Source organism: Duganella sp. LjRoot269 (genome assembly GCF_964254095.1).
GTDB classification, from domain to species: Bacteria; Pseudomonadota; Gammaproteobacteria; order Burkholderiales; family Burkholderiaceae_D; genus Rugamonas; species Rugamonas hordei.
The window spans coordinates 4,605,812-4,630,822 of record NZ_CAXUSL020000001.1; the positions used below are offsets into that span (position 1 = coordinate 4,605,812).

The window sequence follows — 25,011 nt, forward strand, 5'->3', positions numbered from 1 at the left end:
GGTAAGCAACCGGATTTAAAGCGCTTTTTCCAGATATCCACATCAACTGTGGATAAGGTTGTGAATAACTGCCACTTGACAGCAGAGAACGCCTGTAACGGCGCGGGTTTGAACAAAATGCCTAATCCACAGGCAAAATATTTACCCAATAAAATCAAAGACTTACATAAAGGAAAATTCCAGCCCGGCGCATTTTTTCGAGACCTTGAAAAATATTTTTTTGTGCATAAGTAGGACTGGCGACACCTCGCACCGCCCAAGCAGGGAATCCTTTGACAAAAGTGCTGGCGAGGAATAGTGTCACTGTGAAGGTCCGCAATTCCCTTGTTCGACTTCTCGTGGGATCCATGCATGAACCAGAACGACGACGACACCGATTGGATGATAGAAGACGAGGCGCCGCCGGCCAGCCAGACCCAGGCCGGCAGCCCCAGCGCAACACCGGCGCCGCCGCCATGGCGGGTGCTGATCGTGGATGATGACGTCGATGTTCACGTGGTCACCAAATTCTCTCTCAGCAATGCCTGCTTCCAGGGACGCCGGCTCAGCTTCCTGCATGCCTACAGCGGCGAGGAAGCGCTGACCACGCTGCGCAATACGCCGGACATCGCGCTGGTGCTGTTGGACGTCATCATGGAAACCAGCGACGCCGGCCTGAACGTGGCGCGCCAGATCCGCGACACGCTGCACAACAACCTGGTGCGCATCGTGCTGCGCACCGGACAGCCGGGACAGGCGCTGGAACACAGCATCATCCTCGACTACGACATCAATGATTTCTGGTGCAAGACCGACCTAACCACGCGCAAGCTGTTCACCACGGTGATCTCGTCGCTGCGCGCCTATTCCGGCCTGGAGGAGGCACACAAGCGCGAACTCAAGCTGCAGGCCGAACTGGACGAGGCACGCCAGTTGCTGGCCGCCGTCGACCAGCACGCGGTGATCATGACGCTCGACGCGCGCGGCAAGATCACCTCGGTCAACGACAAGTTCTGTGCAGTATTCCAGTACAGCCGGGAAGAATTGCAGGGCGCCGATCCGCGCCTGCTGCACGCGCCGCCCTACCCACGCGACCAGTTGGCCGACGCGCTGAATGCGCTGAAGGAAGGTGAAGCGTGGACCGACGTGATCAACGCCTGGCGCCGCGACGGCACGGAAGTCAGGCTGCGCGCCACCGCCACCCGTAACGGCACGGGCACCCACGCCTCCTACATCATCGTCGCCAGCGTCCTGCAGGCGCTGAAAAAACCGCTCTAAGTAATGGATTGTTAAGCGTTTTTCCGGATATCCACAGACTTTGTGGATATCTATGTGGACAACCCCCTCTTGACAAGGCAGGAAGCCCGTACCTATGCGGGTTTCAACAAACTGCTCATGCAAAAGGCAATATCAAACCCCTTAAAAATCAATGACTTAAGGTGTCTCACATTGTAGCAAGAAAACTTTTTAAAAGAATTCTTATCAACATGATTTGTGCATAAGTATACGTGGATCCCGTATGGAAGCAGGCTTAATGATGGATTTTTCGGCGCTGTTCGGGGTGTAATAGCACCCGTTCAATGACTTGCGGGTCGATGTTGTGCGACTTCATATATTCAATCGCGCACACGGTATTGAAACTGGACTGCACCAGGATGCCGCGGTCCACCACGGCACTGCATTGTTCATTGCTTCGTTGCTGAAGAAGTCCGGCTTGAGGGGAAGCCTGAAGTAGCGAAACGTTCATCATGATCCTTGGCAAGAAGTTAAGGGCTTTGACCCTGATCAAATCACGTGCTAGTGGAGTATGAGCGAGACTAAAGCAAAGTCAATGTCAGCTTCCTATCATTTCAGGATTTAAATGTTTCCGGCCCCGTTACGAAGTCGTACGCATAGACACGCGGCAACACCAGCGCGATAATGCCGCATGACTTCCGCCCCGTCCCAGCCCCAGCCACGCCTCCGCCCCACCTCCCTGCTCGATCTGTTTCTTTCCTTCACCATTCTGGCGCTGCAGGGATTCGGCGGCGTGCTGGCCGTCGTCCAGCGTGAAATGGTCGAGCGCAAGCGCTGGCTGACGCAGGAAGAATTCATCGAGGAATGGGCGGTCGCGCAGATCATGCCGGGCCCCAACGTGGTCAACCTGTCGCTGATGATCGGCAGCCGCTACTACGGCTTGCGCGGCGGCCTGGTCGCGCTGGCCGGCATGCTGACCGTGCCGCTGCTGCTGGTATTGGTGCTGGCCGTGCTGCACTCCCATTTCGCCCACCACGCGGGCGTGGCCGGCGCCTTGCGCGGCATGGCGGCGGTGTCGGCCGGCATGATCGCGGCAACCGGACTCAAGCTTGCCTCCGCGCTGACCAGGCATCCGCTGCCGATGTGGCTGACCGGTGTCATGGCGCTGCTGTGCGTGGTGTTCGTGGTGGTGCTGCACTTGCCGCTGGCCTACACGCTGCTGATCCTTGGCGGCCTGGGCTACGCGCTCACCTACCGCAAGCTGAAGGGGAGCCAGCCATGAGCGACGCTCCGCTGCACCTGGTGCTGAGCCTGGGCGACTGGGTCAACCTGTTCGCGCATTACATGCTGCTGTCGCTGATGTCGATCGGCGGCGCGATTTCCACCACGTCCGAAATGCACCGCTTCCTGGTCGAGGAACATCACTGGCTGACGCAATCGCAGTTCAACGATTCGATCGCCATCGCCCAGGCGGCGCCGGGCCCCAACGTGCTGTTCGTCGCGCTGATGGGATGGAACGTCGGCCTCAACGCCGGCAGCTACACGGCGGCCCTGGCCGGCGTGGTGGTGACGATGACCGGCATCATGCTGCCCAGCACCACGCTGACCTACCTGGCGGCGCGCTGGGGCCATCAAAACCGTGAACTGCTGGGCGTGCGGGCCTTCAAGCAAGGCATGGCGCCCGTGGTGGTCGGGCTGATGGTATCGGTCGGCATCATCCTCGGCAGCGCGCACCGCGACTGGACCACCGACTGGCCGCTGTGGACCCTGTCGGTGGTGGCCGGCCTGATCATCTGGCGCACCCGCGTTCACCTGCTGTTGCTGCTGGCCGCGGGCGCGGTGCTGGGCTGGTTCCAGCTGGTCTAGCTACTTGTTCTGGTAGCCGCCGTAGTATTTCACGGGGCTCCAGTCCGGCTGCACTTCCGGCAAGGCCGGCGCGAGCTGCTTGAACTCCTGCGCCGCATACACCACCTTGCCGTTGACGATGGTCAGGCTGCTTTCGAGGTTCTTGATCTTTTCCACGTCCATCGAGAAATAATCCTGCGGCAGTATCGCCAGGTCGGCATACTGGCCCACGGCCAGCGTTCCCTTCAGCTTTTCCTCGCCGCTCATCCACGCGCTGCCCTGCGTCATCAGCTTCAGCGCCTGATAGCGGCTGAGCACGTCCTTGCGCTGCCACACGCTCAGGCCGCCGGCCGTCTTGCCGGTCACCGCCCAGTAGATCGACGGCCACGGCCCGTAACTGCTGACGCGCGTGCCGTCCGTGCCCAGGCCGACCGGAATCTTCATCTCCAGCATCTTCTTAATCGGCGGCATCTGGCGCGTCTGCGCGCCGTAGCGCTTCCAGTACAGCTCGCCCTGGAAGTACATGCGGTTCTGCACCGCGATGCCGCCGCCCAGCGCTTTGACGCGCGCCAGTTGTCCGTCGCTGATGGTCTCGGCATGGTCGAAGAACCAGCGCAGGCCGTTCAGCGGCATGTCTTTATTGACTTTTTCGATCACAGCCAGGTCGCGGTCTATGCTCTCGTCATAGGTCGCGTGGATGCGGAACGGCCAGCGGTTCTTGATCAGCAGCCGCAGCACAGGCTCCAGCTCGCTTTCCATCTGCGGCGGCATGTCCGGGCGCGGCTCGAGGAAGTTCTCGAAGTCGGCCGCGCTCCACACCAGGTTCTCGCCGCCGCCCTCGGTGTTGTAGCCGTTGGCGTAGAACAGGTGGTCGTTCTTGTCCGGCTTGGTCAGCGTGAGCCAGCGCTGGTAGTCTTCCAGCTCCTTGCCCGGCTTTTGCGCGAACAGGTAATACGAGGTGCGCACCGTCAACTTGCCGCTCTTGGCCAGCTCAAGGCTGACCGCGTAATCGTCCGGATAGGCCTGCCCGCCGCCGCCGGCGTCGATGGCGCTGGTCAGGCCGAGGCGGTTCAGCTCGGTGTAATACTGCTGCGTCGAATTGAGTTGCTGCTCGCGCGGCAGCACGTTGGTCTTGCCCAGCGTGGTGTACAGGATCATCGCGTTCGGCTTGGCGATCAGCAGGCCGGTCGGCTTGCCATCCGCGCCCAGCTCGACCACGCCGTCCTTGAATTTGGTGTCGGCGTCGTAGCCCAGCGTGGCGATGCCCTTCTGGTTCAGGAAGCCCAGGCCGTACAGGTACAGCAGGAACACCGGCTTGTCCGGCACCGCCTCGTTGATTTCGGCCAGCGTCGGCAGGCGTTTTTCCTCGAACTGGAATTCGTTCCAGCCGCCGACCACCTTGACCCAGGCGCCGTCCGGGGTGCGCGCGGCCTGCTCCTTGAGCATCTGCAGCGCCTTCTTCAGCGAGGTCACGCCGTCCCAGCGCAGTTCCGCGTTGTAGTTCAAGCCTTCGCGGATGACGTGCAGGTGGGAGTCGTTAAGGCCGGGGATCACGGTCTTGCCGCCGGCGTCGATCAGCTGGGTGCTGGCGGACTTGAGTTTGAGGATCTGGGCATTGCTGCCGACGGCCTCGATCTTGCCGTCCTTGATGGCGAGCGCTTGCGCGAAGGCGCCCTCCCTGGTCATCGTGGCGATCTTGCCGTTGGTGATGATCAGGTCGGATGCGGCTTGAGCCTGCACTTGGACTTGAGCGGCGCAGACCAATGCCGCCGCGAATGCGAGCTGGTTCAATTTCATGACTACTCCTAAAAATAAACGGGCCGGCGCGATGCTTGCACCGCGCCGGCCCACATCAGAGGCGAACGAATTGAGCCAGGCTCAGTTCATCACTCTTTGATGGATTCGACTGCGAAAGTCAGGGTGACGTCGTCGCCGACGTACGGTGCGTATTTACCGGCGTTGAATTCGCTACGCTTGATGCTGGCGGTGGCGTTGGCGCCGCAAGCCAGTTTCTTCAGCATAGGGTGATCCATGCACTGGAAATGGGTGATGACCAGCTTGACCGGCTTGGTGACGCCCTTGATGGTCAGGTTGCCGTCGATCGATGCCAGCTTGTCGCCATCGAAGTTGAACTTGGTCGACTTGTAGGTGATGGTCGGGAACTTGGCGGTGTCCAGGAAGTCTTCGCCCTGGATGTGACCGTCGAACAGCTTCGAGCCGGTATCGACCGATTTGGTGTCGATGGTGGCGTCGACCGAACCGGTCTTGGCGGCGCGATCCAGCACGATCTTGGCGCTGGTGTTGTTGAAGCGGCTTTGCTGCGTGTTGTAGCCGAAGTGGCTGTATTCGAAACGCGCGAAGGTGTGGTTAGGATCGGTGTTGAAGGTTTCCGGTGCAGCGAAGGCGGACAGGGAGATGCCGGCGGCGATCAGCAGTGCGAAGATTTTTTTCATTAAGAACTCCAGATGTTTGGAACAATTGATAAGAATGAGTGGCACCGATTATGCTCGTGACATCTAAAGTTGTAAAACGAAAAATTTACCGCGTTACTATCGATAAAATCGATGATAACGCCGGTGGCTTTGGAAGGGAACCTGCCAAAAGATAGGGAGGGAGGCGCTTACGCGGCGGCCGCGACGGCCGGGGAATGATGGAGGATGCGGCCCAGCAAGTGCTGTTCCAAAGCGGCAAATGCCGCACTGCCCCGCGCGCGCGGACGCGGCAGGTCGACTTTCAGGTCCAGCGTGATGCGGCCGTCCTCGATCAGCACCACGCGGTCGGCCAGGGCCAGCGCCTCCTGCACGTCGTGCGTCACCAGCACGGCGGTGAAGCCGCGCGCCTGCCACAGCGCTTCGATCAGCTGCTGCATCTCGATGCGGGTCAATGCATCGAGCGCGCCCAGCGGTTCGTCAAGCAGCAGCAACTGCGGCTCGTGCAGCAGCGCGCGCGCCAGCGCGACCCGCTGCCGCTGGCCGCCGGACAATTCCGCCGGCCAATCCTCGGCGCGTTCGGCCAGGCCGACGGTGGACAGCGTCGCCGCGGCCGCGTTCAACGAGCGCGGCAAGCCCAGCGCCACGTTCTCCAGCACCGTCTTCCACGGCAGCAGCCGCGCCTCCTGGAACATGATGCGGATGCTGGCGCCTATGCCGGATTTGCCGACGGCGATATGGCCGGCGTCGGTGGTCTCCAGTCCGGCGATGGCGCGCAGCAGCGTGCTTTTACCGCAGCCGCTGCGGCCGATCACGGCGACGAATTCGCCGGCCCGCAATTCCAGCTGCACGTCGCTGAGCACCTTGCGGGCGCCGAACGATTTGCTGACGCCGTCCAGCGCAAGCGTAACGCCCTGGCGCCTGGCCGGCGCCGGGGCGGGCTCCGGTGTCCGCGCCGGTGGCGCCACGTCGAATAAAGCGGTCGAAATATGCATGGTTGCTCCTCAGTTGCTCATCAGTCAGCGGTAAGCGGGATTCCAGCGCAGGAAGTGCTTCTCCATCCCGCGCGACAGCAGGTCGGCCAGCTTGCCCAGCAAGGCATACAACAGGATGCCGACCAACACTACATCGGTCTGCAGGAATTCGCGGGCATTCATCGTCATATAGCCGATGCCCGCCTGTGCCGAGATGGTTTCGGCAACGATCAGCAGCACCCACACCAGGCCCAGCGAAAAGCGCACGCCGACCAGTATCGACGGCAGCGCCGCCGGCAGGATCACGTCGCGGTACAGCGGCCAGCCGGACAGCCCGTAGCTGCGGGCCATCTCGATCAGTCCCTGGTCGGCCGAGCGGATGCCGTGGAAGGTGTTCAGGTACACCGGGAAGAACACGCCCACCGCCAGCAGGAACAGTTTCGCAGTCTCGTCGATGCCGAACCACAGGATCACCAGCGGGATCAGCGCCAGCGCCGGAATGTTGCGCACCATTTGCAGCGTGGTGTCGAGCAGCGTTTCGGCGCGCCGGAAGCTGCCTGTCAGCAGGCCAAGCAGCAAGCCAAGACCGGCGCCGATGGCGAAGCCGCTCACCGCGCGCCACAGGCTGGTGCGCAGGTGGACCCATAGTTCGCCGGAGGCGGCCAGCATCCAGAAGGCTTTGGCCACCGCCCACGGTTCCGGCAGGATGCGGCTGGACAGAATGCCCAGCTGCGACGCCGCCTGCCAGCCGGCGATCAGCAGCACCGGCAGTATCCATGGCGCCCAGGCGCTTTGGCGTCGGCCGTTGGGATGCTTGGCCGTCGCCATTACGCGGCCTTCTTCGGCAGGATGTCGCTGGCCATCACCTCGCCGAACGGACCGCTCAGCGATTGCTCGCCGGCCGCCTTGCCCTTGCCAAGCAATGGGAACACCAGTTCGGCGAAGCGGTACGATTCCTCCAGGTGCGGGTAGCCCGAGAAGATGAAGGTCTCGATGCCCAGGTCGGCGTACTCCTGGATGCGCGCCACCACCGTCTCCGGATCGCCCACCAGCGCCGTGCCGGCACCGCCGCGCACCAGCCCCACGCCGGCCCACAGGTTTGGCGACACTTCCAGCTTGTCGCGGCTGCCGCCGTGCAGGGCCGCCATGCGCTGCTGGCCGACCGAATCCATTTTGCTGAACGCCGCCTGCGCCTTGGCGATGATGTCGTCGTCCAGGTGGCTGATCAATTCATCGGCCGCGCGCCACGCCGCCTCGTTGGTCTCGCGGACGATCACGTGCAGGCGTATGCCGAACCTCACGGTGCGGCCATGCTTGGCGGCGCGCGCGCGGATGTCGGCAATCTTCTCGGCCACGGCGGCCGGCGGCTCGCCCCAGGTCAGGTACACATCCATCTGCTCGGCCGCCAGCGCATGCGCCGGTTCGGACGATCCGCCGAAGTACAGCGGCGGATACGGCTTCTGCACCGCCGGGTACAGCGTTTTTGCGCCCTTGACCTTTATATGCTTGCCCTCGAAATCGTAGCCCGCGTCGCCGCCCTCGCCGGACAGCGAGGCGCGCCACACGCGGATGAATTCATCGGAGATCTCGTAGCGCTTGGCGTGGTCGGCATACAGGCCGTCCGCCTCCAGCTCGCCCTGGTCGCCGCCGGTGACGACGTTGATCAACAGGCGGCCGTTGGACAAGCGGTCGAAGGTGGACGCCATGCGCACCGCCAGTCCCGGCGTGGTCAGGCCGGGACGGATCGCGACCAGGAACTTGAGCTTTTGCGTCACGCTGATCAGCGACGATGCCACCACCCATGCGTCCTCGCAGGAACGGCCGGTCGGCAGCAGCACGCCATCGTAGCCCAGCGTATCGGCGGCCACCGCGCACTGTTTCAGATAATCGGCATCGACCGGACGCGAGCCCTTGGAAGTGCCGAGGTAGCGGCTGTCGCCGTGGGTAGGGATAAACCAGAAAATATTCAGGGACATGATCAATTCCTTATTGCGCCGCCATTTTGACCGAGATCGGCTTGGGTATCAGCTTCAGGTTGGAGAACGCGTCGGCGACTTTCTGCTGCTGCACCAGCACGTCCGCGCTGATCGGCTTGACGCCGTAGGCATAGCGCGACGCGGCCAGCGCCACCACGTCGACCGGCAGCCCGGTCTGCGCGGACAATATGGCCGCGACTTCTTTCGGATTCTTCTCGCCCCACTCGTCCACCTTGGCGATTTCCTCCAGTACGATGCGGACGATCTCCGGATTCTTCTCGGCGTAGGTGCGCGAGGCCAGGTAGAACTGGTGATTGGCGACCAGCCCCTTGCCGTCGGCCAGCACGCGGGCGCCGAGCTGCTTCTCGGCGGCGGCCAGGAACGGATCCCAGATCACCCACGCGTCGACGCTGCCACGTTCGAACGCCGCGCGCGCATCGGCCGGCGGCAAGTAGATCGCCTCGATGTCCTTGTAGCCGACGCCGGCCTTCTCCAGTGCCTTCACCAGCAGGTAGTGCACGTTCGAGCCTTTGTTCAGCACGACCTTCTTGCCCTTCAAATCGGCCAGGTTGCGGATTTTCGAATCCTTGGGCACGACAATCGCCTCGCTGCCCGGCGACGGCGGCTCATTGCCGACATAAACCAGGTTGGCCCCGGCGGCCTGCGCAAAGATGGGCGGCGCTTCGCCGACGGTGCCGAAGTCGATGCTGCCGACGTTCAGGCCTTCCAGCAGTACCGGACCAGCCGGGAACTCGGTCCATTTGACGACGATGTTTTGAGCGGCAAGGCGCTGCTCCAGTGTGCCGCGCCCTTTCAGCAAAGTCAGCGTGCCGTACTTCTGGTAGCCGATGCGAACTTCCTGTTTGGCCTGCGCCGACACGGTGGCCGGCGCTCCGGCCGCGAACACGCCGGCGGCAAACAGCCATCCCAATGTATGACGGCGCGCGGCGCGTTTTTGTTCGATGCTCATGGATACTCCTTATGGATATGGTTAGCGGGCCAGGCGCACAGGCTGCGCCGGCGCCATATAGATTTCGTCGACGGCCGCGCTCGAGGCCTGCAGGCCGGACGACAGCGCCGCCACGCCCGCCTCGACGCGCCATGCGATGGTCTGGTCCAGCGTCAGGCCGCTGCCCTCGCTCCACACCAGCTGCTGAGATGTGGCGTAGATACTGGTCAGCACATGGCGCGCCTCCAGCGCATGCAGCACCGGGCGCAGCGCATAGTCCAGCGCCAGCATGTGCGACTGGCTGCCGCCGGTGGCGATCGGCAGCACCAGCTTGCCGGCCAGGCCGTCCTGCGGCAGCAGGTCGAGAAACGCTTTCAGGATGCCGGTGAAGGATGCCTTGTAGACCGGCGTGGCGATCACGATGGCCTCGGCGGCGGCGACGGCGGCCAGCGCGCGCTTGATCGCCAGGTCCGCCGTATCCGCATGCAACAGGGCCCTGGCCGGCAGATCGCGTACCTGCAGCGCGCTGTGACGATGGCCGAGCGCAGCCAGCTTGCCGCCCACGTGGTCCAGCAAACGGCCGGTGCTTGAAGGTAGTGCCGGGCTGCCGCCGATCAGAAGAATGGTCATGGTGCTGGTCCCCATTGTTGTTGGTGGCAGCCAGAATAAGTCCGCACCCTTGAAATCAAAACGAATAGTTTTACGTTTTGATATGCGGTTTTCCTCGCATGATTTTTCCGCATATGGAAAGCCGGATTTCTTCGTGTACGGCATGAGGAGCCGGATGCAATACTAAAAATACCGATACCTTCATACGGACATACCATGTCTACAGCACTACTCAAAACGCGTTCAGCACAGGACGCGGCACCAGACCCGTTGGACGTTGCGGCCGAACTGGCCGGGCGTCTTGCGGAAACCGCCAACGCCCGCGACCAGGCCGGCGGCCATGCGGCGCAGGAGCGTGAATGGATGCGCGACTCCGGCCTGCTCACGCTGTCGATCCCCACCGAATATGGAGGCCAGGGCGCGGACTGGCCCACGGTCTGCCACGTCATCCGTATACTGGCCCGCGCCGACAGCGCTCTGGCCCACGTCTTCGGCTTCCATCATCTGCAGCTCGCCGGCATACAGTTGTACGGCACGCCGCAACAGCAGCGCCGCTTCCTGACGCAGACCGTCGAACAGCGCCTGTTTTGGGGCAATGCGCTCAATCCGCTGGACCGCCGCACCATCGCCGCCGACGCCGACTATGGCTTCGTGCTTGACGGCGTCAAGAGTTTCTCATCCGGCTCGGTGGGCTCGGACTGGCTGACCATCTCCGCCTGGCACGAGGAATCGCAGAGCGCCCTGATCGGCGTGGTGCCCACACGCCAGCAAGGCGTGGAAGTACAGGCCGACTGGGACGCCTTCGGCCAGCGCCAGACCGACAGCGGCAATGTGCATTTCACGCAGGTGCCGCTGCCGTCCACGCAGGTGCTGCAGACGCCCGGCCATGCGCCCACGCCGCTGGCCACGCTGCGTTCGCAAGTGGCGCAGCTGATCATGGCCAATCTCTACCTCGGCATAGGCGAAGGTGCGTTCGAGGCGGCGCGGGCCTACACCGTCGACGAGGCGCGGCCGTGGTTCGCATCCGGCGTGGCCAGCGCCGCTGCCGATCCGCTGATCCAGCATCGCTACGGACAGTTGTGGCTCAAGCTGCGTCCCGCCGCCGTGCTGGCCGACCACGCCGCGCAGGAACTGGAGCGCTTGTTCCGCCTTGGCGCCGCCGTCACGGCACGGCAGCGCGGCGAGCTGGCGATTGCGGTGGCAGAGGCCAAGGTGCTGGCCCACACGGCCGGCGTCGATGTCAGCAACCAGATCTTCGAACTGACCGGCGCCCGCTCCACGTCCGCCAAATACGGCTACGACCGTTTCTGGCGCAACGTCCGCGTGCACACGCTGCACGACCCGGTCGACTACAAACTGCGCGACCTCGGACGCTACGCGCTCCACGGCACGCTGCCTGAACCAACCGCATATTCATAATGACTACTCCCCTGATCCGCATCGAACATGCGAGCAAAACCTTTGCGCTGCCCGACGGCGGCGAGTTCCACGCCGTGCGCGACGTGTCGCTGGACGTGCACGAAGGCGAAATCTTCGGCCTGATCGGCAAGAGCGGCGCCGGCAAGTCCACCTTGCTGCGCCTGATTAACCTGCTGGAGCAGCCTGACAGCGGCTCCGTGGCCGTCGACGGCCGCGCGCTGACCGCCCTGTCGCGGCGTGACCTGCGCGATGCGCGACGCAGTATCGGCATGATCTTCCAGCAGTTCAACCTGCTGCAGAACGCGACAGTGTTCGACAACGTCGCCTTCCCGTTGCGCATCCACGGCGGCTTGACGGCGCAGCAGATCGCCGCGCGCGTCAACGATTGCCTGGAGCTGGTTGAACTGAGCGGCAAGACGGCCAGCTATCCGGCGCAACTGTCGGGCGGCCAGAAGCAGCGCGTCGCCATCGCGCGGGCGCTGGCCAGCGGACCGGCCGTGCTGCTGTGCGACGAGCCGACATCCGCGCTGGATGCCGAGACCACGCGCGCGCTGCTCGCCACGCTGCGCGACATCAACCAGCGCCTGGCGGTGACCATCGTCATCGTCAGCCACGAGCTGTCGGTGCTGGGAGAAATCTGCAATCGCGTTGCCGTGATCGAAGACGGCGCCATCGCCGAGAAATTCGCCCTCGACGACGACGCCGACCTGGCAGCGCCGCGCAAGACCGCGCTGGGACGGGAACTGGCCGCCACGCGCACCGCCAGCTCGTTGGCCGCCAGCGACGCCACCCCGGAGGCGGCCTATGTCTGAACTTGCCATCTCGCTGACCAACATCATCGCCATGCTGCCGGAAATGTGGACCGCCCTGGGCCAGACATTGGCGATGCTCGGCATCGGCCTGTCCGCCGCGGTGCTGATCGGCGGCCCGCTCGGCATCGTGCTGTTTTTGGTCGCCGACGGACAATCGCTGCAAAACCGTCCCGCCGCCCTGGCGCTCGGCTGGCTGGTGAACACCGTCCGCTCGTTCCCGTTCATCATCCTGCTGGTGGCGCTGGTGCCGTTTACCCGCGTCATCGCCGGCACCTCGATCGGCCCGCTGGCCGCCGCCGTGCCGCTGTCGTTCGCCGCTGTGCCCTACTTCGCCCGCATGGTCGAACAGAACCTGCGCGAAGTGCCGCGCGGCGTCATCGAAGCGGCGCACGCGATGGGCGCGTCGGAACTGCAGATCGTGCTGCGCGTGCTGCTGGTGGAAGCGCGCTCCGGCCTGGTGCTGGCGCTGACCGTGCTGTCGATCAGCTTCCTGTCCTATTCCGCCGTAGCCGGTGTGGTGGGCGGCGGCGGCATCGGCGACCTCGCCATCCGCTACGGCTATTACCGTTTCGAGACCGACATCATGGTCGCCACCGTCGCCATCCTCATCGCCATGGTGCAGCTGATCCAGTTCACCGGCAACCGCATCGCCAAACGTATCGACAAACGCTAACAAGGAAAAATCATGAACACTCGCCGTAACCTGCTGCTGGCAGCATTGACCATCGCCTTCGGCATCGCCGCCCCGGCCAACGCCAAGGATCCGAAAGAACTCGTGATCGGCACCAGCGCCGGGCCGTATGCCGACCAGGTCAAGCTGGGCATCAAGCCTATCCTGGAAAAGCAGGGCTACAAGGTCAAGCTGGTCGAGTTCAACGACTACATCCAGCCCAACTTCGCGCTGGCCGAAGGCTCGCTGGACGCCAACGTCTTCCAACACATCATCTACCTGAACAAATTCGCCACCGAGCACAAACTGGCGCTGACCGACCTGGTGAAGATCCCCACCGCGCCGATCGCCATCTACAGCAAGAAGCACGCGACGCTGAACGACGTCAAGGAAGGGACCACCGTCGCGCTGCCGAACGACCCGACCAACCAGGCGCGCGCGCTGGTGCTGCTGGATCAACTGGGCTGGATCAAGCTGCGCGACAAGATCGATCCGATCCGCGCATCGGAAAAGGACATCGCCGTCAACACGAAGAAGATCAAGCTGATCGCGCTGGAGGCCGCGCAGCTGCCGCGCTCCCTGCAGGACACCGACTACTCCTTCGTCAACGGTAACTACGCGCTGGCCTCGGGACTGAAGCTGAAGGACGCGCTGATCACCGAGAAAATCTCGTCCAACTACGTCAACCTGGTCGCGATCCGCACCGCCGACAAGGACAAGCCGTTCGCCAGGGACATCGCCGCAGCCTACCGTTCGCGCGAGTTCCTGGCCGTGACCAACAAGCACTTCGCCGACTATGCCAAGACCGACGACCAATTGGCGCTGGAAGCCAGTGACAAGAAAACCGCGTCCAAATAATGCCCAAGCAAATACGTTTCAACGCCTTCCAGATGCAGACGGTGAGTCACCAGTCCCCGGGATTGTGGACGCACCCGCGCGACAACAGCCACCGCTACAAGGATCCCGACCACTGGGCCGAACTGGCGCGGCTGCTGGAGGCCGGCCGCTTCGACGCGATATTCCTGGCCGATGTGCTGGGCGTCTACGACGTCTATCAAGGCAGCGCGGATGCGGCGCTGCGCCACGGCGTGCAGGCGCCGCTGAACGACCCGCTGGCGCTGGTGCCGCTGATGGCGCAAGCCACCACGCACCTGGGCTTCGGCGTGACATGCGCGCTGACGTACGAGCATCCGTACACCTTTGCCCGCCGCATCTCGACGCTGGATCATCTGACGCGGGGCCGCATCGGCTGGAATATCGTCACCGGTTATCTGGACAGCGCGGCGCGCAACCTCGGCCTGGACCGCCAGTTGAGCCACGACGAGCGCTACGACCTCGCCGACGAATACATGGATGTGGTCTACAAACTGTGGGAGAAAAGCTGGGACGACGACGCGGTAGTCAACGACAAGGAGCGCGGCGTGTATGCCGAGCCGTCCCGCGTGCACCCGATCAATCACGAAGGCCGCTACTACAAGGTACCCGGCTTCCACCTGTGCGAACCGTCGCCGCAGCGCACGCCGCTGCTGTACCAGGCCGGCACCTCGACACGCGGCACGGCGTTCGCGGCCAAGCATGCCGAGTGCACCTTCGTCAGCGGGCCAAGCAAACAGGTCGTCAGGAAATACGTAGATGACTTGCGTTCGGCGGTGCACGCCGCCGGCCGCGATGGCGACGATTTGAAAGTCTATGCCCAGGCGCTAATCATCACCGCGCCAACCAAAGCCGAGGCGCGCGCCAAACACGAAGAATACCGCCGCCACATCGACATCGAAGCCGCGCTGACCCTGCTGTCCGGCTGGACCGGCGTCGACTTCGGCAAGTTCCCGCTGGACGCGACGATCGAGTACATCGACTCCGACGCCGGCAGGTCAGCGCTGGCTTCGTTCAGCCAGGCCGACCCGAACCGCAAATGGACGGTGCGCGAAGCCGCCGAATTCATAGGCCTGGGCGGACGCGGCCCGGTACTGGTCGGCGATCCGCAGCAGGTGGCGGACCAGCTGGAAGCCTGGCAGGAAGAGACCGACATCGACGGCTTCAACCTGGCCTTCGCCATCGCCGACGAAAGCATGCGCGACGTGGTGGAGCTGATCGTGCCTGAACTGCAGCGGCGCGGGCGATACCGCACGGAATACACCGGCGGCACGCTGCGTCATCAAGTCTTCGAACGCGGCCCTTACCTGTCTCCTCTCCACGAAGGCAGCCAAGTCACCATCGACTAATCGTTGCGCATCTGCGCTTGCGAGACATTGCTGCCCGGCGCCACGCTCTGCGTCAGCCACACATTGCCGCCGATGGTGGAGCCGGCGCCGATGGTGATGCGGCCCAGGATGGTCGCGCCGGCGTAGATCACCACGTCGTCCTCCACCACCGGATGGCGCGGCACGCCCTTGATCAACACGCCTTTTTCGTCCGCCGGGAAGCGCTTGGCGCCCAGGGTCACGTGCTGGTACAGGCGCACGCGCTGGCCGATGATGGCGGTCTCGCCGATCACCACGCCCGTGCCATGGTCGATGAAGAAGCTGGCGCCGATGTGCGCGCCGGGATGGATGTCGATGCCGGTCAGCGAATGGCCGATGTCCGAGATCAGCCGCGCCAGGAACGGCGAACCCAGGCGGTGCAGGCTGTGCGCCAGCCGGTAGTACAGTATCGCGATCGTGCCCGGATAGCACAGCATGATCTCGGCCACCGAGGTCGCCGCCGGATCGCCCGAGAACGCCGCCAACACGTCGGACACCAGCAGCCCGCGTATCGCCGGCAAGCCCGCGGCGAACTCGCGCGTGATGGCGTTGGCCTGCGCGGTCAGCGCCTCCTCGTCCGGCGTCGCCTCTTCCGAAGAAAACTGCAGGCCGCGCCGCACCTGCTCGGTCAGGCGGTTCAGGGTCGTGGTCAGCGTGTCGCCGACAAAATAATCGATGCTCTCGTCGGTCAGGTTGGGCCTGCCGTAATGGGTCGGGAACAGCGCCGCCGACAGGCCGTTGACGATGATCGTCAGCGCCTCGCGCGACGGCAGCTCGCGCACCTTGCCGTGATGACGGATGTTGTGCGTCGCTTCGCGCGACACGCGCAGCTGCTCGATCACGCTGGCCAGGTTCCAGTGCGACGGCTTGACGCCGGTCCCATCAAATGTATCGATAGTCATAATGTCTCGAATAAAAAGCGCCCATCAAAGCAGCTTAATTGCTCTCACGGCGCAAACGAAGGAAGGAATTCGTCGTTGCATATGCGCACAGCGCATATCGCGTAAAATGCCGCGTCTACCGAACAATACAACTTTAATGAATATTCTGCTGACGCTACTCCTGGCCGGCCTGACGATGGTCGGCCCGCTGGCCATCGACACCTATTTGCCGTCGTTCCCGGCCATCGCCCAGACCTTCGACGCCAGCCCGCTGCTGATCCAGCAAACGCTGAGCATGTTCCTGTTCTGCTTTGCCTTCATGATGCTGTTCTACGGCACCCTGTCCGACTCGTTCGGCCGTCGCCCGGTGATCCTGGTATCGCTGGTGCTGTATATCGCCGCGTCCATCGTCGGCGCGATGGCGCCGTCGATCGGCGTGCTGCTGGCGTGCCGCATCGTCCAGGGCCTGGCGGCTGGCGCCGGCTCGGTGGTCGGCCGCGCGATCGTGCAGGATCGCTTCTCCGGCGCCGAGGCGCAGAAGATCCTGTCGCATATCATGATGGTGTTCGGCCTGGCTCCGGCCATCGCGCCGGTGCTGGGCGGCTGGCTGCAGGTCAGTTTCGGCTGGCGCTCGATCTTCTGGTTCCTCAGCGGCTTCGGCATCCTGATGTTCGTCGCCGTGCAGCGCTCGCTGCCGGAAAGCCTGGCCGTCAAGGACCGCCATCCCTTCCACCTCGGCGCCATTGCGGCCAATTACTGGAAGGTGCTGTGCCACCACCACTTCCTGCTGCTGGCGATCGCGGTGGGCATGTGCTTCGCGGGCGTGGCGCTGTATATCGGCTCGGCCGCCTACTTCGTGATGAACATCCTGCACCTGCCGGAGACGGCATTCGCCTGGATGTTCGTGCCGCTGATCAGCGGCATGGTGATCGGCTCGGCGCTGTCGGGCAAATTCGCCCACAAGTACTCGCGCAACGCGCAAGTGTGGATGGGCTTTGCGATCATGATCTCCGCCGGCGTCATCAACGTCGCCTACAATTCTTTCTACGTCGCGGCCGTGCCGTACGCCGTGATGCCGCTGTTTATCTACTCCTTCGGCCTGGCGCTGGCGATGACGCCGCTGTCACTGATCGCGCTGGAGTACTTCCCGAACAACAGCGGCCTGGCGGCGTCGATGCAGTCCTTCATCCAGATGCTGCTGTTCGCGCTGGTGTCCGGCCTGGTGGCGCCGCTGCTGTTCGACAGCGCCCTGAAGCTGGCCTGGGGCGTGCTGGCCAGCCTGGTGATCAGCATGATCGCCTGGCTGCTGGCGTTGACCGGCAAGCCGAAAACACATTAACGATCAAGGCCAGGGCGTGGGATTCATATCGACATACTGCGCCCCGCCCTGCTCCGGCTCGCGGCCCGCCGGCAACCCGGCCGGCGCCTGAGCCGGATCGCGCAGGCCCAGTATCTCCTTGCGGCTTTCGACGAAATCCGCGCTGGACAAGGGATGCTCCTGGTCCGGCCAATTCTCCATCGCCCACTGCTGCAACTGCTCGAAGCGCTGCCATAGCTCGTTGATGAACTGGCGGCGCGGGTCTTCGTTGTTCATGCTTCCTCCTGTGATCTGCTCCAGTATGTGGCAAACTCGCGCTATCGTCCGTTCGGCGCCGCACTAAAATAACATGGAACTCCACATCGTCATCGAAGGCAGGAAGGACCTGGGCGGGCAACTGTACCGCCAGCTCAGCGACTCGATCCGCAGCGGCAGGCTGGCGGACAAGCAGCAGCTGCCGCCTTCGCGCCTGCTGGCCGAGCAGCTCGGACTCTCGCGCAAGACCGTCTCGGACGTCTACACCCGGCTGACGCAGGAGCGGCTGGTGATCGGCCAGGTCGGCAAGGGCAGCTTCGTCAACGCGCCGGCGGAGGCCAAACCGCGCCGCCAGATCGCCGGTAACCTCGCCAGTTCCGCCATCGTCGCCAAATGGGATGCGATGCATACGCCGCTGCGCATCCCATTCCCCGAAGGCCGCTCGCGCTATGAATTCATCGGCGGCTGCGTCACGCCCGGCCAGTTCCCCAACGACGAATGGCGCCGCTGCGTGCTGCACGGCCTGCGCCAGGACATCAAGGGCAGCGGCATGTACCGCCAGGCGGAAGGCATCGCGGAACTGCGCGCGGCCATCGCCCACCACGCGGCCTACGCGCGCGGCGTGGTCTGCACCGCGGCCAACGTGGTGGTCACCAACGGCGCCCAGCAGGCGCTGGACCTGCTGGGCCGCGTGCTGCTGGAACCCGGCTGCGTGGTCGCGGTCGAGGAGCCGGGCTATCCCGCCGCGCGGATGCTGTTCGCCAGCCAGGGCGCGCAGGTGGTCGGCATCGGCGTCGATGACCAGGGCATGCTGGTGGACCGGATCCCCGACGGCACGCGCCTGATCTACACCACGCCGGCGCACCAGTTCCCGCTGGGGATGCCGATGAGCGTTGCCCGCCGCGAGGCCCTGCTGGCGCGCGCGCTGCAGATCGGCGCCATCATCATTGAGGACGACTACGACAGCGAGTTCCGCTACGAAGGCCGGCCCACCGATTCACTGCAAAGCATGGACAGGCACGGCGTGGTGGCCTTCGTCGGCACCTTCTCGAAGGTGATGCTGCCGGAACTGCGGCTGGGCTACGCGGTGCTGCCGGAGGCGGTGCTGAATGCGGTCCTCACCGTCAAGCACCTGAACGACTGGCACACCGCCACCGCCAGCCAGCATGCGCTGGCCAAGTTCATCGGCGACGGCAGCCTGTCGCGCCACATCCGCCGCTGCGGCGCGGTCTACGCCACCCGGCGCGAGCGGCTGCAATCACTGTTCGCCGCCGAACTGTCGTCATGGTTCGAGCTGGTGCCGGCCAGCGCCGGCTTCCACCTCGCGGCGCTGTGCAAGCGGCCCATCGACCTGGACCTGCTGCTGCGGCTGGCCCGGCGCGCCGATGTCGGCCTGTACCCCTTGTCGAATTTTTACGCCACGACGCCGCCGAAGGCCGGCCTGTTCCTCGGTTACGGCGGCATCGAGACGCTCGACATCGACACCGCGCTGCTGCGCGTGCGCGACATTTTGCAGCAGATGGAATAAGCCTTTTCCCATGTAGCCCATGTAGAATACGGGACGAACCGTAACCAAGACTCATCACAATGCGCCTGACCTCTTTTACCGACTATTCGCTGCGCACGCTGCTCTACCTGAGCGCCAATCGGGACCGCCTGGTTACCATCCAGGACATCGCCGACCTGCATGTGATCTCGAAGAACCACCTGATGAAGGTGGTCTACCAGCTGGGCCAGTCCGGCCTGGTGGAGACTGTACGCGGCCGCAACGGCGGGCTACGCCTGGGCAAGGAGCCCAAGGACATCAATATCGGCGCCCTGGTGCGCGCCACGGAGACGGATTTCTTCATGGCCGAGTGCTTCGACCGCGCCAACGACACCTGTCCGCTGACGCCGGACTGCAAGCTGAAACACACGCTGAACGATGCCACCAAGGCGTTCCTGGCGGTGCTCGATCAGCAAACGCTGGCCGACATGCTGCCCTCCGACCCGGCCACCGCCAAGCCTGTGCGCATCATGCGTGGCGCCGCGCGCTAAGGGATGCTTTAAGCCGCATCCTGGCGCAGCTGCGGCAGCGACGCCATCAAATCCGAGAAGCGCTGCCCCTGTATCATCACGTGCTCGCGCAGCAGCTGCGCGGCCAGCTCGCCATCGCCGTCGATAATGGCCTGCACCACGCCGTCATGCTCGTGATAGGAGGTGGCCAGGCGGTTGCGCACCCGTAGCTGCAAACGGCGGTAAGGCCGCAGGCGCCGGTACAGATTGCGCGTCTGCTCGATCAGGAACTGGTTATGGCTGCCGGCGTAGATCGCCTCGTGGAATACCTCGTTCTTGTAATAGTAGGCATCCGTCTCCTGCGCATCGAGCGCCTCCTGGCAGGCCTGGTGCGCCGCCAGCAAGGCCTGCTGCTCTTCGCGCGTCATGCGGCGCGCGGCCAGCCGGCCACAGGTCGCCTCCAGTTCCGACATCACCTCGAACATCTCCAGCAGCTGCTGCGGCCCCAGTTCGGCGACGATGGCGCCGCGGCGCGGACGTATCACCACCAGTCCCATCGACGCCAGCTGGATCAGCGTTTCCCGGATCGGCGTGCGCGAGACGCCGAAGCGCGTCGCCAGTTCGGTCTCGTCCAGATGCTGGCCGGGCTTCAGCTGGCCGACGGCGATCATCTCTTCTATTTCTTCACGCAGCGTTGCCGAATGGGTGCTCATGGGATCTTTCAAACCTGTGTATAACATGCCTCATTATAAATGCTGAATTTCACTTGACAATGTATTCGAACGATATATTCTTGTATACACAAAAAAGATCGTTGCATATTTAGCCCACCTTGGAGGAATTATGAGCGCAGTCACCCGTAGGTCCGTCTTGGCCGCCCTGGCCGCCAGCCCGTTGTTGTTGCAACCTGCCTGGGCGCAGAACACAACGTTAAAGATTTCGCATCAGTTTCCCGGTGGCACCGTCACCGAGGGCGACTTCCGTGACCGTCTGACCCGCATGTTCGCCGCCGAGGTGGAAAAGCGTTCCAAGGGCAGCCTCAAGTTCGAGATCTATCCCGGCTCCTCGCTGATGAAGACCAACGCCCAGTTCTCGGCCATGCGCAAGGGCGCGCTGGACATGTCGCTGGTGCCGCTGTCGTACGCCGGCGGCGAAGTCCCGGAAGTGAACATCGGCCTGATGCCCGGCCTGGTCACCTCCTACGAGCAGGCCTACGGCTGGAAGAACGCGGAAGTGGGCAAGGAATTGAACCGCATCCTGCTGGAGAAAGGCGTCGTGCTGGTAAGCTGGATCTGGCAGGCTGGCGGCGTCGCTTCGCGCACCAAGCCGATCATCGATCCGGAAGACGCCAAGGGCATGAAGATACGCGGCGGCTCGCGCGAGATGGACCTGATCCTCAAGGCAGCCGGTGCCGCCGTGGTGTCTCTGCCGTCGAATGAAATCTACGCCGCCATGCAGACTGGCGCGATGGAAGCGGCGCTGACCTCCTCCACCTCGCTGATTTCGTTCCGCCTGGAAGAAGTGTCGAAGGCGCTGACCACCGGCCGCGCGGGCGCCTACTGGTTCATGTTCGAACCGCTGATGATGTCCAAGGCCGTGTTCGACCGCCTGACCAAGGAACAGCAAGCCACCATCATGGCCGTCGGCGCCGAGATGGAAGCCTTCGCGCTGACCTCCGCCAAGGCCGACGACCAGGCGGTGGCCAACGTCTACGCCAAGGCCAAGGCCAAGGTGGTCGACCTGAACCCGGCGGCGCTGAAAAAATGGCAGGCGATCGCCCGCACCACCGCCTGGAAGGACTACGGCGAGAAGAACGAAAACTGCGCCAAACTGCTGAAACTGGCGGAGAAGACGCTATGAGCCATGGAATTGAACTGGAGCCGGCCCGCGCCGCGGCGCCGCCGGACAACGCCGTCATAGCCGGCGCCACGGCGCTGCTGGCCAAGCTCAATCAGGGACTGATGGCCCTGTCCATGGTGGCGCTGGTGCTGACGGCGTGCATCCTGACCTACTCGGTGGTGTCGCGCTACTTCTTCTCGGCGCCCACCGACTGGCAGGACGAAGCCTCCGTGTTCATGCTGGTCGGCGTGACCTTCTTCTGCACCGCCTACGTGCAGTCGCATCGCGGCCATATCGGCATCGAAGCGCTGGCCGGGCTGCTGCCGGCGCGCGTGAACGCGGTCCGGCTGTTCTTCGTCGACCTTGTGTCCGCGCTGTTCTGCGCCTTCTTCTCGTGGAAATCGTGGACGCTGTTCCATGAAGCCTATGTCGACGGCCAGACCACATCGTCGACCTTCGCGCCGCCGCTGTGGATACCCTACGCGATGATGGCCGCCGGGATGACCATCCTGACGCTGCAAATCGTGCTGCAAACGCTGGCGCGCATGACCAACAAACCCCACTCGGAGCGTGCGGCATGAGCGACCTGTCCCTTGGCGCCCTTTACGGCGCCGTTACCCTGGTAGTGATGTTCTCGGGGATGCCGATCGCCTTCGCGCTGGGCGTGGTGGCCACCGGCTTCATGTACTTCTGCATGCCGCCCTCCTCGCTCGACACGATCACGCAGAACGTCTACGAGGAAATGGCGTCGATCACGCTGCTGTCGATTCCCCTGTTTATCCTGAAGGGTGCGGCCATCGGCAAATCACCAGCCGGCAAGGACCTGTATTCCGCCATCCACACCTGGATGCACAAGATACCGGGCGGCCTGGGCATCGCCAACGTATTCGCCTGCGCGCTGTTCGCCGCGATGGCGGGTTCCTCGCCGGCGACCTGCTCGGCCATCGGTTCGGCCGGCATACCGGAAATGCGCCGCCGCGGCTACTCGCCCGGTTTCGCGGCCGGCATCATCGCCGCCGGTGGCACGCTGGGCATCCTGCTGCCGCCGTCGATCACGATGATCCTGTACGCTGTGGCCGCCGAGCAGTCGCTGGGCCGCCTGTTCCTGGCCGGGATAGGTCCCGGCGTGCTGCTGGTGGTGCTGTTTGCCGGCTACGCGATGTACCGCGCCCACAAGGAATACAAGGCCGCGCTGGTCATCTACGAAAAAGGCGGCGAGAAGTCGGCCTATCTGGAAGACGAGCACTTCACGCTGGCGCAAAAGGTCGAGATGCTGCCGCGCGTGCTGCCCTTCGTCGTGCTGCTGATCGGCGTGATGATCGCGCTGTACGGCGGCTTCGCCACGCCGTCGGAAACGGCGGGCCTGGGTGCGCTGCTGGCGCTGGTGCTGCTGGCCGTGATCTACGGCGTATGGCGGCCGAAGGACTTGTCGCCCATCCTCAGCTCTTCGATCAAGGAATCGACGATGCTGCTGCTGATCATCGGCATGTCGCTGTTCTATTCGTATGTGATGAGCTACCTGCACATCAGCCAGTCGGCCGCCGCGTGGGTGGTCAGCCTGCACCTGTCGAAATGGCTGCTGCTGTCGGTGATCCTGCTGATGGTGATCGTGTTCGGCTTCTTCCTGCCGCCAGTGTCGATCATCCTGATGACGGCGCCCATCATCCTGCCGCCGCTGAAGGCCGCCGGCTTCGATCTGATCTGGTTCGGCATCGTCATGACGGTGGTGATGGAGATGGGCCTGATCCATCCGCCGGTGGGATTGAACATCTTCGTCATCAAGAACATCGCGCCGGACATCCCGCTCAAGGATGTGGTGTGGGGCGTGTTCCCGTTCCTGGCGCTGATGTTCGTGGCGGTGCTGCTGTTGTGCGTGATGCCGTCGATCGCCACCGGCCTGCCTGACATGATCATGGGAGCAAAATAATGAACTGGAATACCCTTCAACAGAACCGCGCCGCGCGATTGCAGCGCGCCGGCGCGGCGCTGGGCAGCGAGCTGGATGGCAAGAGCCTGCCGGCCGCCCGCATTGCCGACCTGCTGCATGCGGTGATCGAATGCGGCGACCGCGTTTGCCTTGAGGGGAACAACCAGAAGCAGGCGGACTTTCTCGGCCACGCGCTGGCGCATTTGAATCCGGAGCGCGTCAACAACCTGCACATGCTGCAGTCGGTGCTGGCGCTGCCGGAGCACCTGGACGTGTTCGAGCGCGGCGTCGCTTCGAAGCTGGACTTCTCCTTCTCCGGCCCGCAATCGGCGCGCGTGGCGCGGCTGGCGGCCGCCGGCAAGCTCAATATCGGCGCCATCCACACCTATCTGGAACTGTTCAGCCGCTACTTCATCGACCTGCCGCCGCGCATCTGCCTGGTCGCTGCGGAAGCGGCGGACCGCCAGGGCAACCTGTACACCGGCCCGAATACCGAGGATACGCCGGCCATCGTCGAGGCCACGGCCTTCAAGCAGGGCATCGTCATCGTGCAGGTCAACCGCATCGTCGACAAGGTGCCGCGCGTTGATATTCCTGGTGACTGGGTGGACTTCGTCGTGCAGTCGCCGCGTCCCTACTACATCGAGCCGCTGTTCACGCGCGACCCGGCGCAGATCTCGGAAATCCAGGTGCTGATGGCGATGATGGCGATCAAGGGCATCTACGCGGAATACGAAGTGCAGCGCCTGAACCACGGCATCGGCTTCGACACCGCCGCCATCGAATTGCTGCTGCCAACCTATGCCGAGTCGCTGGGTCTGCGCGGCAAGATCGGCAAGCACTGGGCGCTCAATCCGCACCCGGCGCTGATCCCGGCGATCGAGGCGGGCTTCGTGCAGTCGGTCCACTCCTTCGGCTCTGAATTGGGCATGGAGGACTACATCCATGCGCGGCCGGACGTCTTCGCCATCGGCCCGGACGGCACCATGCGTAGCAACCGCGCCATGTGCCAGGCGGCCGGCCACTATGCCTGCGACATGTTCATCGGCTCTACGCTGCAGGTCGATTTGCAGGGCAATTCATCGACCGCCACCGCCGGCCGCATCGCCGGCTTCGGCGGCGCCTCCAACATGGGGGCGGACGCGCGCGGCCGGCGTCACGCCAGCCCGGCTTGGCTCAAGGCGGGACAACAGGCGCGCGAAGGCCGCAACACCATCCCGCGCGGCCAGAAGCTGGTGGTGCAGATGGTGGAGACCTTCCGCGAGCATATGCAGCCGGCCTTCGTCGAGAAGCTCGACGCGTGGGAGTTGATGGAGCAGGCGAAGATGGCGATCCCGCCGGTGATGATCTACGGCGACGACGTCAGCCACATCCTGACCGAGGAAGGCATCGCCAACCTGCTGATGTGCCGCACCGACGAAGAGCGCGAGCAGGCCATACGCGGCGTGGCCGGGTACACACCGGTCGGCCTCGCGCGCGATCACCGGATGGTGGAAAACCTGCGCGACCGCGGCATCATCCAGCGCGCCGAGGACCTGGGCATCGACAAGCGCATGGCCACGCGCGACCTGCTGGCCGCCCGCAATATGAAAGACCTGGTGCGCGCATCGGGCGGTTTGTACAATCCGCCCAAGCGTTTCCGCAACTGGTAAGGAGTC

26 protein-coding genes are annotated in these 25,011 nt (G+C 63.8%); 15 read left to right on the forward strand and 11 right to left on the reverse strand.

The genetic code is table 11. The features are described 5' to 3' along the window. Positions 1-351: 351 nt before the first annotated feature. Complete coding sequence (locus ACSQ3S_RS20590) at positions 352-1,257, forward strand: PAS domain S-box protein (protein ID WP_353403761.1); 906 nt, start codon at positions 352-354, stop codon at positions 1,255-1,257. 253 nt (positions 1,258-1,510) lie between these two features. Here the strand turns inward: ACSQ3S_RS20590 and ACSQ3S_RS20595 are convergent, their stop codons facing one another. Continuing rightward, positions 1,511-1,729: a hypothetical protein gene (locus tag ACSQ3S_RS20595; protein ID WP_413446647.1), complete on the reverse strand. Its 219-nt coding sequence runs from the start codon at positions 1,727-1,729 to the stop codon at positions 1,511-1,513. Positions 1,730-1,906: 177 nt separating this feature from the next. Here ACSQ3S_RS20595 and ACSQ3S_RS20600 point away from each other — a divergent pair, with 177 nt between their 5' ends. Both ACSQ3S_RS20600 and ACSQ3S_RS20605 read left to right on the forward strand, forming a co-directional pair. Continuing rightward, positions 1,907-2,497 (forward strand): chromate transporter, encoded by a 591-nt coding sequence (locus ACSQ3S_RS20600; RefSeq protein WP_436143583.1) that lies wholly within the window; start codon positions 1,907-1,909, stop codon positions 2,495-2,497. Continuing rightward, positions 2,494-3,081: a chromate transporter gene (locus ACSQ3S_RS20605; RefSeq protein ID WP_353403758.1), complete on the forward strand. Its 588-nt coding sequence runs from the start codon at positions 2,494-2,496 to the stop codon at positions 3,079-3,081. Before ACSQ3S_RS20600 ends, ACSQ3S_RS20605 begins: the two co-directional genes overlap by 4 nt. Here the strand turns inward: ACSQ3S_RS20605 and ACSQ3S_RS20610 are convergent, their stop codons facing one another. From ACSQ3S_RS20610 to ssuE, 7 genes are all read right to left on the reverse strand, one after another. Beyond that, on the reverse strand, positions 3,082-4,857 hold the full coding sequence (locus tag ACSQ3S_RS20610) for an amidohydrolase (RefSeq protein ID WP_436143584.1): 1,776 nt from the start codon (positions 4,855-4,857) through the stop codon (positions 3,082-3,084). It lies immediately after the preceding gene. 89 nt (positions 4,858-4,946) lie between these two features. Then, the gene (locus ACSQ3S_RS20615) at positions 4,947-5,513 is read right to left on the reverse strand and encodes a YceI family protein (RefSeq protein WP_176651377.1); all 567 of its coding nucleotides are present in this window, start codon (positions 5,511-5,513) and stop codon (positions 4,947-4,949) included. A gap of 167 nt (positions 5,514-5,680) precedes the next feature. Then, positions 5,681-6,484, reverse strand: coding sequence for an ATP-binding cassette domain-containing protein (locus ACSQ3S_RS20620; protein ID WP_436143585.1), 804 nt, complete (start codon positions 6,482-6,484; stop codon positions 5,681-5,683). A gap of 24 nt (positions 6,485-6,508) precedes the next feature. Next, a complete protein-coding gene (gene ssuC, locus ACSQ3S_RS20625) occupies positions 6,509-7,291 on the reverse strand; it encodes an aliphatic sulfonate ABC transporter permease SsuC (protein ID WP_436143586.1) in 783 nt (260 codons plus the stop codon). Continuing rightward, positions 7,291-8,433: an FMNH2-dependent alkanesulfonate monooxygenase gene (gene ssuD / locus ACSQ3S_RS20630; protein WP_413446706.1), complete on the reverse strand. Its 1,143-nt coding sequence runs from the start codon at positions 8,431-8,433 to the stop codon at positions 7,291-7,293. Before ssuD ends, ssuC begins: the two co-directional genes overlap by 1 nt. Positions 8,434-8,449: 16 nt before the next feature. After that, the gene (locus ACSQ3S_RS20635; protein ID WP_436143587.1) at positions 8,450-9,409 is read right to left on the reverse strand and encodes a sulfonate ABC transporter substrate-binding protein; all 960 of its coding nucleotides are present in this window, start codon (positions 9,407-9,409) and stop codon (positions 8,450-8,452) included. 21 nt (positions 9,410-9,430) lie between these two features. Beyond that, positions 9,431-10,018, reverse strand: a complete 588-nt coding sequence (gene ssuE / locus ACSQ3S_RS20640; RefSeq protein ID WP_436143588.1) for an NADPH-dependent FMN reductase — start codon at positions 10,016-10,018, stop codon at positions 9,431-9,433. 195 nt (positions 10,019-10,213) lie between these two features. Here ssuE and ACSQ3S_RS20645 point away from each other — a divergent pair, with 195 nt between their 5' ends. From ACSQ3S_RS20645 to ACSQ3S_RS20665, 5 genes are read left to right on the forward strand one after another with little or no spacing between them, the layout of a single operon-like run. Continuing rightward, positions 10,214-11,416, forward strand: a complete 1,203-nt coding sequence (locus ACSQ3S_RS20645; protein ID WP_436143589.1) for an acyl-CoA dehydrogenase family protein — start codon at positions 10,214-10,216, stop codon at positions 11,414-11,416. Further along, the gene (locus tag ACSQ3S_RS20650; protein ID WP_436143590.1) at positions 11,416-12,228 is read left to right on the forward strand and encodes a methionine ABC transporter ATP-binding protein; all 813 of its coding nucleotides are present in this window, start codon (positions 11,416-11,418) and stop codon (positions 12,226-12,228) included. Before ACSQ3S_RS20645 ends, ACSQ3S_RS20650 begins: the two co-directional genes overlap by 1 nt. After that, the gene (locus tag ACSQ3S_RS20655; protein WP_436143591.1) at positions 12,221-12,901 is read left to right on the forward strand and encodes a methionine ABC transporter permease; all 681 of its coding nucleotides are present in this window, start codon (positions 12,221-12,223) and stop codon (positions 12,899-12,901) included. The genes ACSQ3S_RS20650 and ACSQ3S_RS20655 overlap by 8 nt, the downstream gene beginning before the upstream one ends. 12 nt (positions 12,902-12,913) lie before the next feature. Beyond that, the gene (locus ACSQ3S_RS20660) at positions 12,914-13,756 is read left to right on the forward strand and encodes a MetQ/NlpA family ABC transporter substrate-binding protein (RefSeq protein WP_436143592.1); all 843 of its coding nucleotides are present in this window, start codon (positions 12,914-12,916) and stop codon (positions 13,754-13,756) included. Beyond that, positions 13,756-15,120: an LLM class flavin-dependent oxidoreductase gene (locus tag ACSQ3S_RS20665; RefSeq protein ID WP_436143593.1), complete on the forward strand. Its 1,365-nt coding sequence runs from the start codon at positions 13,756-13,758 to the stop codon at positions 15,118-15,120. The genes ACSQ3S_RS20660 and ACSQ3S_RS20665 overlap by 1 nt, the downstream gene beginning before the upstream one ends. Here ACSQ3S_RS20665 and epsC read toward each other — a convergent pair. Then, the gene (gene epsC / locus ACSQ3S_RS20670) at positions 15,117-16,040 is read right to left on the reverse strand and encodes a serine O-acetyltransferase EpsC (protein WP_413446659.1); all 924 of its coding nucleotides are present in this window, start codon (positions 16,038-16,040) and stop codon (positions 15,117-15,119) included. The two genes, ACSQ3S_RS20665 and epsC, sit on opposite strands and share 4 nt — an antisense overlap. A 136-nt stretch (positions 16,041-16,176) precedes the next feature. Here epsC and ACSQ3S_RS20675 point away from each other — a divergent pair, with 136 nt between their 5' ends. Next, complete coding sequence (locus ACSQ3S_RS20675; RefSeq protein WP_436143594.1) at positions 16,177-17,358, forward strand: multidrug effflux MFS transporter; 1,182 nt, start codon at positions 16,177-16,179, stop codon at positions 17,356-17,358. 3 nt (positions 17,359-17,361) lie between these two features. Here the strand turns inward: ACSQ3S_RS20675 and ACSQ3S_RS20680 are convergent, their stop codons facing one another. Beyond that, positions 17,362-17,613 carry a hypothetical protein gene (locus tag ACSQ3S_RS20680; RefSeq protein ID WP_353403745.1) on the reverse strand — a complete coding sequence of 84 codons (252 nt, stop codon included), beginning with the start codon at positions 17,611-17,613 and terminating at the stop codon, positions 17,362-17,364. 73 nt (positions 17,614-17,686) lie between these two features. Between ACSQ3S_RS20680 and ACSQ3S_RS20685 the strand changes: the two genes are divergently transcribed. Continuing rightward, positions 17,687-19,120, forward strand: a complete 1,434-nt coding sequence (locus tag ACSQ3S_RS20685) for a PLP-dependent aminotransferase family protein (RefSeq protein WP_436143595.1) — start codon at positions 17,687-17,689, stop codon at positions 19,118-19,120. Between the two features lie 59 nt (positions 19,121-19,179). Further along, a complete protein-coding gene (locus tag ACSQ3S_RS20690) occupies positions 19,180-19,629 on the forward strand; it encodes an RrF2 family transcriptional regulator (RefSeq protein WP_353403743.1) in 450 nt (149 codons plus the stop codon). 8 nt (positions 19,630-19,637) lie between these two features. Here ACSQ3S_RS20690 and ACSQ3S_RS20695 read toward each other — a convergent pair whose 3' ends face one another. After that, the gene (locus tag ACSQ3S_RS20695; RefSeq protein ID WP_176651394.1) at positions 19,638-20,300 is read right to left on the reverse strand and encodes a GntR family transcriptional regulator; all 663 of its coding nucleotides are present in this window, start codon (positions 20,298-20,300) and stop codon (positions 19,638-19,640) included. A gap of 130 nt (positions 20,301-20,430) precedes the next feature. Between ACSQ3S_RS20695 and ACSQ3S_RS20700 the strand changes: the two genes are divergently transcribed. Genes ACSQ3S_RS20700 through mdcA form a run of 4 tightly spaced genes read left to right on the forward strand, consistent with a single transcriptional unit; the run spans position 20,431 to position 25,005 of the window. Further along, complete coding sequence (locus tag ACSQ3S_RS20700) at positions 20,431-21,447, forward strand: TRAP transporter substrate-binding protein (protein ID WP_176651395.1); 1,017 nt, start codon at positions 20,431-20,433, stop codon at positions 21,445-21,447. Further along, positions 21,444-22,007, forward strand: a complete 564-nt coding sequence (locus tag ACSQ3S_RS20705; RefSeq protein ID WP_353403741.1) for a TRAP transporter small permease — start codon at positions 21,444-21,446, stop codon at positions 22,005-22,007. Before ACSQ3S_RS20700 ends, ACSQ3S_RS20705 begins: the two co-directional genes overlap by 4 nt. Continuing rightward, on the forward strand, positions 22,004-23,353 hold the full coding sequence (locus ACSQ3S_RS20710) for a TRAP transporter large permease (protein ID WP_176651397.1): 1,350 nt from the start codon (positions 22,004-22,006) through the stop codon (positions 23,351-23,353). The genes ACSQ3S_RS20705 and ACSQ3S_RS20710 overlap by 4 nt, the downstream gene beginning before the upstream one ends. Further along, positions 23,353-25,005 carry a malonate decarboxylase subunit alpha gene (mdcA, locus tag ACSQ3S_RS20715; RefSeq protein WP_436143596.1) on the forward strand — a complete coding sequence of 551 codons (1,653 nt, stop codon included), beginning with the start codon at positions 23,353-23,355 and terminating at the stop codon, positions 25,003-25,005. Before ACSQ3S_RS20710 ends, mdcA begins: the two co-directional genes overlap by 1 nt. The last annotated feature ends 6 nt before the right edge of the window (positions 25,006-25,011 follow it).